General features: G+C 32.1%; 16 protein-coding genes. 14 read left to right on the top strand and 2 right to left on the bottom strand.

The window, feature by feature from the left end:
* Positions 1 to 22 precede the first annotated feature (22 nt).
* The 11 genes from V5E38_RS12050 (at position 23) to V5E38_RS12000 (ending at position 9241) form a co-directional block, all read left to right on the top strand.
* Positions 23 to 418 carry a hypothetical protein gene (locus V5E38_RS12050; protein WP_499213450.1) on the top strand — a complete coding sequence of 132 codons (396 nt, stop codon included), beginning with the start codon at positions 23 to 25 and terminating at the stop codon, positions 416 to 418.
* Between the two features lie 18 nt (positions 419 to 436).
* Entirely contained in the window at positions 437 to 931 is a 495-nt protein-coding gene (locus tag V5E38_RS12045) for a DUF3907 family protein (RefSeq protein ID WP_097978004.1), read from the top strand.
* Between the two features lie 166 nt (positions 932 to 1097).
* Positions 1098 to 2084, top strand: coding sequence for an aromatic acid exporter family protein (locus V5E38_RS12040; protein WP_499213449.1), 987 nt, complete (start codon positions 1098 to 1100; stop codon positions 2082 to 2084).
* 149 nt (positions 2085 to 2233) lie between these two features.
* Positions 2234 to 3157, top strand: coding sequence for a superoxide dismutase (locus V5E38_RS12035; protein WP_499213448.1), 924 nt, complete (start codon positions 2234 to 2236; stop codon positions 3155 to 3157).
* 145 nt (positions 3158 to 3302) lie between these two features.
* Positions 3303 to 4448 carry a D-alanyl-D-alanine carboxypeptidase family protein gene (locus tag V5E38_RS12030; protein ID WP_420488136.1) on the top strand — a complete coding sequence of 382 codons (1146 nt, stop codon included), beginning with the start codon at positions 3303 to 3305 and terminating at the stop codon, positions 4446 to 4448.
* Positions 4441 to 5034, top strand: coding sequence for a nucleoside recognition domain-containing protein (locus V5E38_RS12025; protein ID WP_069031825.1), 594 nt, complete (start codon positions 4441 to 4443; stop codon positions 5032 to 5034). The genes V5E38_RS12030 and V5E38_RS12025 overlap by 8 nt, the downstream gene beginning before the upstream one ends.
* A complete protein-coding gene (locus V5E38_RS12020) occupies positions 5035 to 5565 on the top strand; it encodes a spore maturation protein (RefSeq protein ID WP_056466828.1) in 531 nt (176 codons plus the stop codon).
* A 453-nt stretch (positions 5566 to 6018) separates the two neighbouring features.
* Positions 6019 to 6939 (top strand): PLP-dependent cysteine synthase family protein, encoded by a 921-nt coding sequence (locus V5E38_RS12015; protein ID WP_499213447.1) that lies wholly within the window; start codon positions 6019 to 6021, stop codon positions 6937 to 6939.
* Between the two features lie 3 nt (positions 6940 to 6942).
* Positions 6943 to 8097, top strand: a complete 1155-nt coding sequence (locus tag V5E38_RS12010) for a PLP-dependent aminotransferase family protein (protein ID WP_499213446.1) — start codon at positions 6943 to 6945, stop codon at positions 8095 to 8097.
* Complete coding sequence (locus V5E38_RS12005) at positions 8098 to 8739, top strand: class I SAM-dependent DNA methyltransferase (protein WP_499213445.1); 642 nt, start codon at positions 8098 to 8100, stop codon at positions 8737 to 8739.
* Between the two features lie 28 nt (positions 8740 to 8767).
* Positions 8768 to 9241: an S-ribosylhomocysteine lyase gene (locus tag V5E38_RS12000; protein WP_056466815.1), complete on the top strand. Its 474-nt coding sequence runs from the start codon at positions 8768 to 8770 to the stop codon at positions 9239 to 9241.
* A gap of 402 nt (positions 9242 to 9643) precedes the next feature.
* Here the strand turns inward: V5E38_RS12000 and V5E38_RS11995 are convergent, their stop codons facing one another.
* Together V5E38_RS11995 and V5E38_RS11990 are read right to left on the bottom strand one after the other, a co-directional pair.
* Positions 9644 to 9916, bottom strand: coding sequence for a hypothetical protein (locus V5E38_RS11995; RefSeq protein WP_088010721.1), 273 nt, complete (start codon positions 9914 to 9916; stop codon positions 9644 to 9646).
* Positions 9917 to 9983: 67 nt separating this feature from the next.
* The gene (locus V5E38_RS11990) at positions 9984 to 10262 is read right to left on the bottom strand and encodes a hypothetical protein (protein WP_097977997.1); all 279 of its coding nucleotides are present in this window, start codon (positions 10260 to 10262) and stop codon (positions 9984 to 9986) included.
* A gap of 242 nt (positions 10263 to 10504) precedes the next feature.
* Between V5E38_RS11990 and rluB the strand changes: the two genes are divergently transcribed.
* The 3 genes from rluB to resB all read left to right on the top strand — a co-directional run bounded on the left by rluB (position 10505) and on the right by resB (position 13686).
* Positions 10505 to 11233 (top strand): pseudouridine synthase, encoded by a 729-nt coding sequence (gene rluB, locus V5E38_RS11985; RefSeq protein WP_499213444.1) that lies wholly within the window; start codon positions 10505 to 10507, stop codon positions 11231 to 11233.
* Positions 11234 to 11513: 280 nt separating this feature from the next.
* Complete coding sequence (gene resA, locus V5E38_RS11980; RefSeq protein WP_499213443.1) at positions 11514 to 12041, top strand: thioredoxin domain-containing protein; 528 nt, start codon at positions 11514 to 11516, stop codon at positions 12039 to 12041.
* Positions 12042 to 12069: 28 nt separating this feature from the next.
* A complete protein-coding gene (gene resB / locus V5E38_RS11975; protein WP_335447938.1) occupies positions 12070 to 13686 on the top strand; it encodes a cytochrome c biogenesis protein ResB in 1617 nt (538 codons plus the stop codon).
* The last annotated feature ends 12 nt before the right edge of the window (positions 13687 to 13698 follow it).

The following is a 13698-nucleotide window of genomic DNA, read 5'->3' as shown; positions in this document are numbered from 1 at the left end:
GAAATCTTGGAGGGTGAAAAAATTGTTAATTTATAATTGTCATGGGTATGAATTAGTAAAGGCTCAACCAAATACTTCTGAAGATTTTTTTAATCGTTCTGAAGTTGAATATGAATATAATGGCCAAAAAATTGTAACTTCTGTTTTATATGTTCGCTTTTTTGAAGAACAACTTTCTGAAGTAAGTGATTTAAAAACAACTAGATTATATGAAAATGGCGATCAATCTGTAGATTTCCGTGATATAGTGGCTCTTGCGCTAATTATTAAAAATCCTGATTATCGTGGAAGAAAGCGAATATATATTAATGAATTAAATCAATTTGTAAAAGAGCTACAAGGTGCTGATCTTGATAAATTGGTAGGCTATGTGAGAAGTATTAAACAAAATTCAAATAAAATTGAAATTTCGATCTAATTTAACGGAGGGAAAAAAATGTCGAATAAGATGGTAGAGCATCAATTAAAGATTGTTGGTAATCAATTAGGGATTGTTGGTCTAGAGTGTAATTTGTTTTTAAATAAGAATTCTTTACCGTCATTTCAACATGAAAACCAAGCAGTGGATCTTAACTACTTAGAAAAAATACTTTCTTCATTACGTAGAATTACAGTATATTGTGAGGATGCTAAAGAAGTTTGTGAGAAAATTTTAAGTGGACAGTTCCATAAAGCAACAGCTGAAGATACTTTACATAAAATTTATCACAGATGTATCGCAGAATTCTTCTCTCCTAAAAACGATGCATGGTATGAAAATAGTCGTGCAGCATACACTGGTAATCAAGCAATTACATTCTATAAAGCTGTGCCAGGTTCAGTCCAAGACCTATTCTCTTCATTAGAAAAAGTTTTTCAACAAATGCGTGAAGAACTTGAGTATTATGAAACAGATTATTCAACAAAACTTATGCAACAATACAAACAGTAATTAGAAAATAGTTAAATGTAAATAGTAATGTTAAGAGAAAAAGACTAGAAACTTTCTAGTCTTTTCATTTTGTACAAAACACAAAAAAATGGATATATCTAGTAATTTTTATCTAAGATGCGTTACAATACTATAGAAATTTCTTTGTAAGAGAAGAGGATTAAAAATGAAACAAATGTATTCGATTGGACAAAGGACTATCAAAACAGCAATCGGAAGTGGTATTTCCCTATTAATTGCAGAAGCTTTACATTTACAAAATTATAGTACTGCAGCTGTCGTTACACTATTAAGTATTCAAAATACAAAACGTAGATCATTTATTGTTGCTATACAAAGATTTGTTGCATCAGTTATTGCCATGTTAATAGGATGGATGATGTTTGAATTTTTAAGCTATACACCATTAACAGTTGTCATTTATTTTCTTTTAACTATCCCCTTGTTAGTCACATTAAGATTACAAGAAGGAATTATTCCAAGTTCTGTGATTGTTTTGCAAATCTATGTGAGTAACAATAAATCAATATCTTTCTTATTTAATCAAGTTGAAATTTTAGCAGTTGGAATTTTAATTGCATTAATAATGAATACATATATGCCGAGTATTGAGAAGAAGATGATTGAATCTCAAAAGAAAATCGAGCAAAATTTTAAAATGTTACTGCTAGGTATTGCTTTAAAAATGAAGGGTAAGGATGAAGATTCACAAAATGATTTAATTGATGAAACTAAAATGCTTTTACAAACGGCGAAAACGTTAGCTTATAGGCAAGTTGAAAATAGTTTTATAAAATCGAACTTATATTATATTAATTATTTTGAAATGAGAGAACGTCAATTTGAAATCATATCGAATCAGATCATTCCATTATTAAAAAAGGTTACGTTAAATTATCCGCATTCAAAAATTGTCGCTGAATTTTTTGAGGATACAGGTGTTTACTTAAAAGAAAAATCTACAGGGATTGAATTATTAGGGGAATTCAGCCATATGATGAATGACTTTAGAAAGATGCCATTACCTGAATCAAGAGATGAGTTTGAGACTAGAGCTAGTTTAATGATGATTGTTTATGAATTGGAAAAAGTAATTTCATTAAAAATGGAGTTTTACTCAGAAAACCAGACTGTTTTAGAGAAGTTAAACTAATCATTCTTTTTAAGAACATGTGATTAATATCTTAATTATACGAATTCCATTTATCGCGTGAAACACGAGAATACCGGTAATAGCTAGAAATTTAATATCATACAATGGAAAGTAGAAGAGAAATTTATTTTCTCTGATGGAGGTGTATGATGTTAAATCAATCTGAACTCGTCACTTACTTTCAGGAGGTAGAAATCTGGTGTGCGAATGTATTACAGTTGCTGTCTGAAAGATTTGACCATATTCAAGAAAAAGAACTATTAGAATATAAAGTAAAACTATTGTTAAACAGAATGGGGACAAAAGGTCATTATGTAGATCAAAATTCTTTTTTAGATGAAATTAGTACGGATGTGGATGATATTCAAGAACGATTAATTTCAATTTTAAATGAAGAGGAATATGATGATAGCTATGCGTATCGGGTAATCGAATTCGAAGAGAGAGTAGGAATTGGTAAACATGAGCTTCCACCACTACCCTATCCATATAATGCACTCGAGCCATATATATCAAAAGAAATCATGATGCTTCATCATGATAAGCACCATAAAAGTTATGTAGATGGTTTAAATAAAGCTGAAATTGAATTAGAAAAGGCAAGAAAAAACAAGAAATACGATTTATTAAAGCATTGGGAAAGAGAGCTTGCATTTCATGGGTCGGGTCATTATTTGCATACTATATTTTGGAATAATTTAAGTAAATCAGGTGGAGGGCAACCTCATGGAGCTCTTTTAAAACAAATTGAGGATGACTTCGGAAGTTATGAAGATTTTAAAGAGCATTTTACACAAGCGGCTAAAAAAGTGGAAGGTGTCGGTTGGGCGATTTTAGTTTGGGTTCCAAGAGCGAATCGGTTGGAGATCCTTCAAACAGAAAAACATCAATTCTTTACTCAATGGGATACAATACCATTGCTAGTTTTGGATGTTTGGGAGCACGCTTATTATTTACAGTATAAATTTGATAAAGACGCATATATTACAAATTTTTGGAACATCGTTAATTGGCCAGATGTAAATTATCGATACGATTATGCTAGTCAATTAAAATGGCAACCCTTTTATTAATTTGCGAAAAATAGTAGGTGCTGGAATTGCTCAGGTTGTATATCTGAACAAATTCAGCACTTTTTTTCTTAAAAAAAGTCATTTTTTTATAATGTAATTCGTAAACTTGTACTAATTAGGACTAACTGTGGAGTTGATGCGAAAGATGAAAAAATGGCTAGTAGTAGGAATCATTGGCTTATTTTTAATCGGGATTATGATTCCGACGAATAATGTTAAAGCATTTGGAGGAGTTAGTGCTAGAAATGCTGTTTTGATGGATCAAAAAACTGGACGAATCTTATATGGTAAAGCAATGCATGACTCTGAAAGAATCGCCAGCATAACAAAAATAATGACTGCAATACTTGCTGTAGAGTCCGGTAAAATGCAAAACACCATAACAATTAGTTCAAGAGCAGTTCAAACAGAAGGATCATCCATTTATTTAAAACCTGGACAAAAAATTAAGCTGGAAGATTTAGTTTATGGTTTAATGCTTAGGTCTGGGAATGATGCGGCTAATGCAATTGCCGAGGCTGTAGGAGGTAGCATCGAAGGATTTGTTTATATGATGAACGAGAAAGCAAAAGAAATCGGAATGAGTAATACATATTTTAGCAATCCATCAGGACTTGATCAACAAGGAAAAGAGCATTACTCATCTGCTTATGATATGGCGTTATTAACGAGATACGCTATGGAAAATCCTAAATATGCAAAAATTGCAGGTACAAAAGTACACCGTGCCCCAAATACGGCAGAATCTTGGGATTATGTTTGGAAGAATAAAAACAAGTTGCTAACTTTTATGTACAAGTATAGTACTGGAGGAAAAACTGGATTTACTAAAAAAGCAAGAAGAACGCTTGTTTCAACTGCTTCAAAAAATGGAATGGATTTAATTGTTGTAACACTAAATGATGGCCAAGATTGGCAAGATCATATGTCACTATTCGAATATGGTTTCAGTAACTATCCTTTAACGAAAGTATTAAGTAAAGGTGGAATAAAGGAAGTCACAAATAAAAAATATAAAGGGCATGTTTATATGAAAAATGACTTCTCTTATCCATTAGATAAAAAAGAACGAGATCAAGTAAGAATCACAATTGAAATGCAAAAACCGACTAAGAAAAAAATCGCTAATGATGCAATTGTTGGTAAAGCGATTATCGAATTAGAAGGTGAACAAATTGGATTTAGAAATATTTTTTATAGTGATAGTAAAGTCAAAGTATTTACGAAAGAAATAATCCAAAATGGAAAACAAGTTTTATTAAACTTAATGGGAGAGCACTCAGATGGTTAATATAATTTGGGTTGCTCTTACAATAATTGGTTTTATTTTTGCGATGATTAATGGCACGATGGACGAAGTAAATAAAGCAGTATTTGACGGAGGAAAGCAAGCAATTACCATTATTATTGGACTTGTTAGTGTTCTTGTTTTTTGGTTAGGTTTAATGCGAATTGCAGAAGAATCAGGATTATTAAAAATTCTTTCGAAATTATTTCAACCATTTCTAGCATTCTTATTTCCGAGAATTCCTAAAGACCATCCTGCACTTGGTTATATTATGTCAAATATGGTAGCCAATTTATTCGGTTTAGGAAATGCTGCAACTCCATTAGGTATAAAAGCGATGGAACAACTAAAAGTTTTAAATAGAAATAGTAATGAAGCAAGTGATGACATGATTACATTTTTAACGTTAAATACAAGTGCAATCACGTTAATTCCTACAACTGTCATAGGAGTTAGAATGTCTTATCATTCTTCAAATCCGACTGAAATAGTAGGTGTTACTATACTTGCACAGGTCGTTTCATTTATTGGGGGACTCGCGGTAAATAGTTTTTTTGCAAGTAGGCGAAATCGAAAGGGGAGAAAATAAATGGGATATATGAATACAATCTCACTTTATATCATTCCATTTATTATCGCTGTCATTTTAATACATGGAACTTGGAAAAAGGTGCCGACGTATGAATCTTTTGTAGAAGGTGGAAAAGAAGGTGTAACAATTGCTGTGCAATTAATCCCATTTTTAGTAGGTATGCTAGTATCCATCTCGATCTTTAGAGCTTCAGGTGCTCTAGAGTTTTGTGTAGAACTCATGCGCCCATTATTAAGTTCACTTGGTATTCCTGCAGAAGTTTTTCCGCTGGCAATTATTCGACCTATTTCCGGTTCGGCTGCTTTAGGTATTACGTCGGATTTAATTAAAACATATGGACCAGATTCATTTATCGGAAGACTAGCTTCAACTATGCAAGGTAGTACAGATACAACGCTATATGTTCTAACGGTGTATTTTGGAGCGGTAGGTATTCGTAAAATGGGTGATGCATTAAAAGTAGGGTTAATCGCAGATGCAATCAGTATTATTTTTTCAATCATTTTTGTGACGATGTTCTTTTCTTAACCAAACCTTAAGTGAATCTAATAGATAATATAATTATTTTTTGATGATTTAATAATGATTTTATATGTTAATATTTCAATCAGTTTTATATTATCAACAAACACCGGGTAATTGTTTATTCTTTGGAATTAAAGATATTTAAGGGCTAATTTTTAGAAAAAAGGTCAAATGATTATTATAATACGTTGATATTAGATCTTAATTGTCCTCCTAAACAGATTAAAAAGCTAATATGTACTCTAAGTAAAGGATATTAAATTAGGTTGTTTTTCAACAAGGTGTAAAAGTACTTTTATTTTAGGATAAAAGTACTTTTTTATTGCGCATTTAAAATTAATATCTTATAATACCAATAAGAATAGTTGGTATTAAGACAACATTCAATTTTACCCATGTTGCATATAATGGATTGGAAGAAACTAACCTTTTTGTGACATAAAGGAGCTTGAAATTATGAAAGTTGTAAAATCAGTACACGAGCTGATCGGATCAACACCATTGCTTGAAATTACAACATTCCCTTTACCAAAAGGAACAAGACTATTTGCAAAACTAGAATTCTGTAACCCAGGTGGAAGTGTAAAAGATCGACTTGGAATGGAATTATTAGAAAGTGCACTTAATGAAGGTAAATTAGAAAAAGGTGGTACAGTAATTGAACCAACCGCCGGAAATACAGGAATTGGTTTAGCGCTAGCAGCTATAAAATATGACGTAAATGTGATATTTGTTGTTCCTGAAAAATTCAGTATTGAGAAACAAACGTTAATGAAAGCACTTGGAGCAAAAATTGTGAACACACCTACAGAAGATGGAATGACAGGTGCAATTAAAAAAGCAAATGAACTATCAAAAGAAATACAGAATTCATTTGTGCCTTCACAATTTAGTAATGAGGCAAATCCAAGAACTTATTACAAAACATTAGGTCCAGAGTTAGTTGACCAACTCGATGGAAAAATAGATGTATTTGTTGCTGGAGCTGGTAGTGGAGGAACTTTTACTGGAACAGCTCAGTATTTAAAAGATAAATTACAAAATGTAAAAACAGTTATTGTTGAACCAGAAGGATCAATTTTAAATGGTGGAAAGCCAGGTTCACATGATACAGAAGGAATTGGAATGGAATTCATTCCTGCCTTTGTAGATACAAACTTATTTGATGATATTCACACAGTACTTGATTCAGATGCATTTCGTTTAGTAAAAGAACTAGCAACGAAAGAAGGACTTTTAGTTGGCAGTTCCTCGGGAGCTGCGTTATATGCAAGTTTATTAGAAGCAAAAAAAGCAAACCCAGGGAGTACAATCGTAACGATTTTCCCAGATAGTAGTGAAAGATACTTAAGTAAAAACATATATAGTGAGGGATAAAATATGAAGAAAAAGACGGCGTTAATACACGGGGGAATTAGTAGAGATGAAGCAACTGGTGCGGTTAGTGTTCCGATTTATCAAACTAGTACGTATAAACAAGATGCTGTTGGCAAACATAGGGGATTTGAATATTCCAGAACAGGCAATCCGACACGACATGCTCTTGAAGAGTTAATGAAAGATATTGAACACGGTGTTGCAGGGTTTGCATTTGCGTCTGGAATGGCAGCTATTCATACTGTGTTTAGTTTATTCAAGACTGGTGACCATATCGTAGTCGGCGATGATGTTTATGGTGGTACTTACCGATTACTTACAAGAGTATTATCAAATTTAGGTATAACAGCTACATTTGTTGATACAAGTAATATTACATTAGTTGAAAATGTTATTTCACCAAATACAAAAGCAATTTTTATTGAGTCACCTAGTAATCCATTATTAAAAATTACTGATATTAAAGCAATTGCAAAACTTGCAAATGAATATGACTTATTAACGGTTGTAGATAATACTTTTGCTACTCCATACTGGCAACAACCACTTACACTAGGTGCTGATATTGTTGTTCATAGTGGAACTAAGTACCTTGGAGGACATAGTGACGTAGTAGCAGGAATTGTTGTAACGAATAAAGAAGAGTTAGCTGAAGAATTAGCGTTTTATCAAAACTCGATTGGTGGAGTTTTAGGACCAAACGATAGTTGGTTATTACAACGTGGTATTAAAACACTTGGAATAAGAATGGAAGAGCATGAAAGAAATACGCATGAAATTGTAACGTTCTTATCGAACCATCCAAATGTAAATAAAGTATTCTATCCTGGATTACCCACACATCCAAATCATGAATTAGCAAAACAACAAAGCAGTGGATTTGGTGGCATGTTATCTTTTGAATTAAAAGAAGGATTAGATCCGGAAGAATTTGTAGGTAAATTAAAGTGGTTTACATTAGCTGAAAGTTTAGGCGCTGTTGAAAGTCTTGTAGGTATCCCTTCAAAAATGACGCATGCTTCAATACCAAGGGAAAAACGAATTGCATCAGGAATTTCTGATGAATTAATTCGATTATCAGTTGGTCTAGAAGATCTAGAAGATTTAATTGAAGACCTAGAACAAGCATTAATATTTCAAACATCAAAGGTGAGATAAATGGGTAGAGAGTTTTTAGATGTTTTTACAGGTTGGGCAGAAAGTTACGATTCTTTTGTTCAAGGCCATGACCCAGAATATAAAGAAGCATTTCGACGTTATGATGAAATACTGAATGAAATTGTTAATAGAAGTGGAAACAGCGTCCTTGAATTTGGTATTGGTACAGGGAATTTAACAAAGTTACTTCTTGATAAAGGAAAAACTGTATTTCCTATCGAACCATCTCCTGAGATGAGAATTATTGCCTCAAAGAAATTAGGCGAGAATATTTCGATTCACGATGGAGATTTAATTGATTTTCCTAAACCACAGGCCGGGATCGATACAATTGTAAGTTCATACGTTTTTCATCATTTAACTGATCAAGAAAAATATGAAGCTATTAAAATATATAGCTCATTATTGAACTCAAATGGGAAAATCGTATTTGCGGATACAATGTTTCTAACAGAAAACGATTATAAGAATGAAATTACAAAAGCAGAAAATGCAAATTATATCAATCTAAGAGATGATTTAATTAGAGAATATTATCCATTAATTCCAGTTGTTCGTTCACATTTTGAAAAAAATGGATTTGATGTAAAATTCGAACAATATAATGATTTTGTATGGATCGTTGAAGCTACAAAAAAATAGAGAGATGTAATTTAGGAGGAAATAAAATATGCCATCAGTTGAAAGTTTTGAATTAGATCACACAAAAGTTGTTGCTCCTTACGTTAGACACTGTGGTACTCATGCAGTTGGTACAGATGGAGTCGTTACAAAATATGATATTCGTTTCTGCCAACCAAATAAGCAAGCAATGAAGCCAGATACAATTCACACTTTAGAACATTTACTAGCTTTAAACGTTCGTGAAGCAGTACCTGCGGGTGACCCTTTTAAAATCATTGATTTATCACCAATGGGATGCCAAACAGGATTTTATTTAATCATTGCTGGTACACCTTCAATTTCAGAAGTAATTACATTATTACGTAAAACAGCTGAACTAGGACAACAAGTTGAAGAAGTACCTGCTGCAAATGAGCTTCAATGCGGCCAAGCAAAACTCCATGACCTTGAAGGCGCAAAAAAATGGTTAAAATATTGGAGCGAACAAACAGACGAAACGTTGGAAAGCGTATTTGCTTAATCGTGAAAAACGTCATCTTAATAGATGACGTTTTTTATATTGTTGGAATAAAGAAAATTGTAGAGTGCAAATAAAAAAGCTCATCCTGCTATTAAAAATGGCGGATCAGCAAATAAAAAAGTCAAAACTGCAATTAAAATAACGCGAACTGCAAATAAGATCACGAATCATTAATAAATTTGAGTGAAACCAGCAAGAATCTCGATGGTTAATAGTAAATTGAATTGTGAAATGAACAAATCAAAATAATATCAATTAAAAAAGATAAACAGGTATCTCGCCCAAAGGAAATTGTGCATCCCGTAGTAATAAAACTCATGCAGGAGAGTTTTTTCAAAAAATGAAAAAACGTCATCCTAATTTTGATGGCGTTTTTGATTAACTGATTTATGACGTTTATTTTTAATTGATCACAAGAAGTAATTTCTCTTTTGGAACGGTAAATTTAATTTCTCCAATATTCTCTTCAATATCTTCAATTGTTGGAATATCATCAAAGCTTTGAATCGAAATGGCATCATCTAAGCATAATAAAATATAAGGGAAGTTTGTTTCTGTAGAGTCATAGATTAACTTGTATGCTTTTGAAGGTTTATCGGAAGTAAAAAATACATCGCCTAATTTAAACGAACCAACTGAATTATATTTTACTGCTGGATTAAAAGAATAATTCATATAGTAAGCTCCTTTTTCATTTTACTTATTATATTATTGACGGGTTTTTAATAGATTAAACAGCAAACTAGTAATTTGCTTGAATTGTAATAGATAGTTTGTTTTTTTGAGTTACCATTGTGACTTCACCAATCCAATCTTCAATATCTCCTAGGGTTGGCATAATGTCATAATTTTGGACTAGTCTTGCATCGGATAATGAGACAAGTACATATGGAAAATCGTCTTCATTTTCTTCATAAACAAGCATATAGATTGTTTCATTCTTTTTAGTAATAAGCACACTACCTGGCGTAATAATTTTAGAACGGTCAAAGGCTGAGGAGTGTTTTAAAGTTAAATTCATATCTATTACCTCATTTCTGCAAATCTAGTAAATTATATGATAGATTTTTGAAAATATGATATTGAGAGAATGAATTAGGAACAATGGATTAAGGGGAAGAATGATGATGGGGCACGACTTGAAAATTGAAATTATGGTTTAGATTTGGTGTTTTAAGTACTTTATTCACAAAAAACCTTGTAGCTGCCACTTGTTTTCAATTGTATAAATCTGTATGATGGTTGAAGAGGTGAAATGATCGAATGGAAAGATTACAGAAAGTTATTGCTAGAGCGGGAATTGCTTCTCGTCGTAAAGCAGAAGAGTTAATTAAAGAAGGAAAAGTGAAGGTAAATGGTCAGGTTGTTACTGAGTTAGGTGTAAAAGTAAGTGGTAACGATCGTGTTGAAGTGGAAGAGATTCCGATTGATAAAGAAGAACCAGTTTACTTCCTTTTATATAAACCATCAGGTGTAATTTCAAGTGTTTCAGATGATAAAGGTAGAAAAGTTGTAACAGACTTTTTTCCAATGATTAAACAACGTATTTATCCAATTGGTAGATTGGATTTTGATACATCAGGTATCATTCTATTAACAAATGATGGAGAATTTTCAAATCTACTTCAACATCCAAAATATGAAATAGATAAAGAATATATTGCAAAAGTAAAAGGGATTCCAACTAAAGAGCAGTTACGTAAATTAGAAAGAGGAATTGTACTTGAGGATGGGAAAACTGCCCCAGCTCAAGTTAAAATGATTTCACTTGATAAAGGCAAAAATACTTCAATTATAAGACTGATCATTCATGAAGGTAGAAACCGTCAAGTTAAGAGAATGCTCGAGGCGATTGGTACACCTGTTATGAAGTTAAAACGTGAACGATATGCGTTTTTAGATTTGACTGGATTAACTCCTGGTGATGCAAGAGAACTTTCACCTCATGAAGTGAAAAAACTAAGAGCAATGGCTACAGCAAAGCCACGCTAATGATAAGTCAGACTATTGATCACTGTTTTCTTATTTAGTTACCCCACCTATTAATCGTACTTATTTATAATCCGGTTAACATTTATAGAAACTGTGTTTAATTCAATCTGATACCCTATTATTTCCACTACGACTCGGTAAATACCGAGTTTTTTCTTTGCTTGAAACATTTAATAATTTTGGATAAAAGATTGAAAATTTAGTCTTTTTTGAAACGTATCAAATTTCTATTCAAGAATAGGAAATAATGATATTCTATCATATGGGAGGAACTGTATATATGATGAAAAATAGAACGTTAATTCGAACAATTATCTTATTAGTTTTGGTTTGTGCAATTGGTTATACTTTTTACATAAATTTCTTTAAGAAAGATGAAGTTATTACTAAAGGAAGTAAAGCACCAAACTTTGCTATGATGGAGCTGAATACTGGTAAAAGCTATACTCTTTCAGGTGAAAAAGGAAAAGGCGTAATTGTTAATTTTTGGGGTACTTGGTGTGAGCCATGTAAGCGAGAAATGCCTTTTATGAATGAAATCTATTCGAAATATAAAGGAAAAGGGATCGAGTTACTTGCAATGAACGCAGATGAATCGAAATTTTCAGTACAAAGATTTGTAAGCGATTATAAACTTAATTTTCCAGTCGGAATAGATAAAGATCAAGAGGTTTTAAATATATATGGTGTTAACCCTTTACCAACTACGTTTTTTGTAAGTCCGGATGGGACAATAAAGAGAATCGTAACTGGTCAAATGACACCGAATTCTTTTGAAAGTTATATTAAAGAAATATTACCAAAATGATGAGTGTACATTAGTAAGGGGAAATAAAATGGAGACTTTTAAATGTGAATGTGGTCATCTTAATCATGTAGGTACTGTAATATGTGAGTCATGTGGTAAACCTCAAGATGAAAAAGCAACCGAATTACTTGATATGCGCTATGAAGGGACTGCTAGAAGATCAATCGTTAATAATCAAACTTATATAGATAAAATATGGACGTTTTTTTCATCTGTAAAAGTAGCTGTTGTAATCATTCTAATTACGCTAGTAGCAGCAGCATTAGGTACTATTTTTCCGCAAAGAGATTTACTACCGCCTACTGCGAATCCTGCAACGTATTATCAAGATGAATATGGAATCTTTGGTAAAATATACGATGCAATTGGTTTGGATAATACGTTTAACTCTTGGTGGTTCATGTTACTTGTTGCATCGATTGGGATATCACTAGTAATCTGTAGTTTAGATCGAATTTTACCACTCTATAAAGCTCTAAACAAACAAACTGTTACTAGACATCCAAACTTTTTAAAAAGACAAAAAATGTTTGGAATTAGTAGAGTTGAACAGATTCCAGACGAAATAGAAAAAGCTAAAGTTAACTTGCGTAAAAGAGGTTATAAAATTCGTGAAGAAAACGGCAATATCTTAGCTGAAAAAGGTCGTTTCTCACGTTGGGGTCCATATGTAAACCATATAGGGTTAATTATCTTCCTTATTGGGGTAATGATGAGATATGTACCAGGTATGTATATGGATAAAGCTCTTTGGGTTCAAGAAGGCGAATTAAAACCTGTTGTAGGTACAAACCAAAACTATTATATTAAATTAAATGATTTCCATATGGAAACGTATGATAAAGATAAAGAGGGTAAAGTTTATAAAAAAGCGATTGAGCGCTTTGGAAATGATAAAATTCCTAAAAACTATCAAGCTGATGTGACGTTGTATAAACGCGAAGGAAATTTAATACCAGGAGAAGATCCAAAACTTAAAAAAGTAAAAGATTATAGTATTAAAGTTAATGAACCTCTAAAGTTCCAAAACTTCGCTCTATATCAAGTAGATTATCGAATTGGTGAATTTAGTGCATTTTTATTTACATTACAAAATAAACAAACAGGTGAAAAATTAGGGCCAATAACAGTAGATTTACAAAATCCTAAAGAAGTATATGACTTGAAAAATGGATATAAAGTAGAACTTAAAAATTATTTTCCAGATTTCTATTTTAACTCTGATGGTCAACCTGATACAAAAACGAGAAAACCGAACAATCCAGCGTTTGTATTTAAAATGACTACTCCAAAAACACCAAAAGGTGAAGTAGCATTCGTTGCGATCAAACAAAATATTGAACCTAATGGTGAAAACAAATATAAAATGTCATTTGCAGGTATTGAAACAAAAGATTCAACAGGATTAACAGTACGTAAAGATTTAACTCTTTGGTTACTAGGACTTGGAGGAGCAATCTTTATGATCGGTGTAATTCAAGGAATGTATTGGTATCACCGACGTGTTTGGATCCAAAATCAAGATGGGGAAGTTTGGGTTGCGGCATTTACAAATAAAAACTATTATGGTTTAAAGATGGAATTAAAGAAAGTGTTTAAAGACACAAAAATAGAATTGCCGATTGATCAACAAGCTAATGAATAGTGTTTAACTAGG

Origin of the sequence: Rossellomorea sp. GAMAL-10_SWC (assembly GCF_049568075.1) — a bacterium.
Lineage (GTDB): Bacteria > Bacillota > Bacilli > Bacillales > Bacillaceae_G > Gottfriedia.
The sequence above is the reverse complement of the archived record's forward strand: the minus strand, read 5'-3'. Positions and strand labels throughout refer to the sequence as shown.

Bases quoted from the DNA above. Each gene is read 5' to 3' on its own strand.
- V5E38_RS12045 (WP_097978004.1), top strand. From the start codon at position 437: ATGTCGAATAAGATGGTAGAGCATCAATTAAAGATTGTTGGTAATCAA.
- V5E38_RS12040 (WP_499213449.1), top strand. From the start codon at position 1,098: ATGAAACAAATGTATTCGATTGGACAAAGGACTATCAAAACAGCAATC.
- V5E38_RS12035 (WP_499213448.1), top strand. From the start codon at position 2,234: ATGTTAAATCAATCTGAACTCGTCACTTACTTTCAGGAGGTAGAAATC.
- V5E38_RS12030 (WP_420488136.1), top strand. From the start codon at position 3,303: ATGAAAAAATGGCTAGTAGTAGGAATCATTGGCTTATTTTTAATCGGG.
- V5E38_RS12025 (WP_069031825.1), top strand. From the start codon at position 4,441: ATGGTTAATATAATTTGGGTTGCTCTTACAATAATTGGTTTTATTTTT.
- V5E38_RS12020 (WP_056466828.1), top strand. From the start codon at position 5,035: ATGGGATATATGAATACAATCTCACTTTATATCATTCCATTTATTATC.
- V5E38_RS12015 (WP_499213447.1), top strand. From the start codon at position 6,019: ATGAAAGTTGTAAAATCAGTACACGAGCTGATCGGATCAACACCATTG.
- V5E38_RS12010 (WP_499213446.1), top strand. From the start codon at position 6,943: ATGAAGAAAAAGACGGCGTTAATACACGGGGGAATTAGTAGAGATGAA.
- V5E38_RS12005 (WP_499213445.1), top strand. From the start codon at position 8,098: ATGGGTAGAGAGTTTTTAGATGTTTTTACAGGTTGGGCAGAAAGTTAC.
- V5E38_RS12000 (WP_056466815.1), top strand. From the start codon at position 8,768: ATGCCATCAGTTGAAAGTTTTGAATTAGATCACACAAAAGTTGTTGCT.
- V5E38_RS11995 (WP_088010721.1), bottom strand. From the start codon at position 9,916: ATGAATTATTCTTTTAATCCAGCAGTAAAATATAATTCAGTTGGTTCG.
- V5E38_RS11990 (WP_097977997.1), bottom strand. From the start codon at position 10,262: ATGAATTTAACTTTAAAACACTCCTCAGCCTTTGACCGTTCTAAAATT.
- rluB (WP_499213444.1), top strand. From the start codon at position 10,505: ATGGAAAGATTACAGAAAGTTATTGCTAGAGCGGGAATTGCTTCTCGT.
- resA (WP_499213443.1), top strand. From the start codon at position 11,514: ATGATGAAAAATAGAACGTTAATTCGAACAATTATCTTATTAGTTTTG.
- resB (WP_335447938.1), top strand. From the start codon at position 12,070: ATGGAGACTTTTAAATGTGAATGTGGTCATCTTAATCATGTAGGTACT.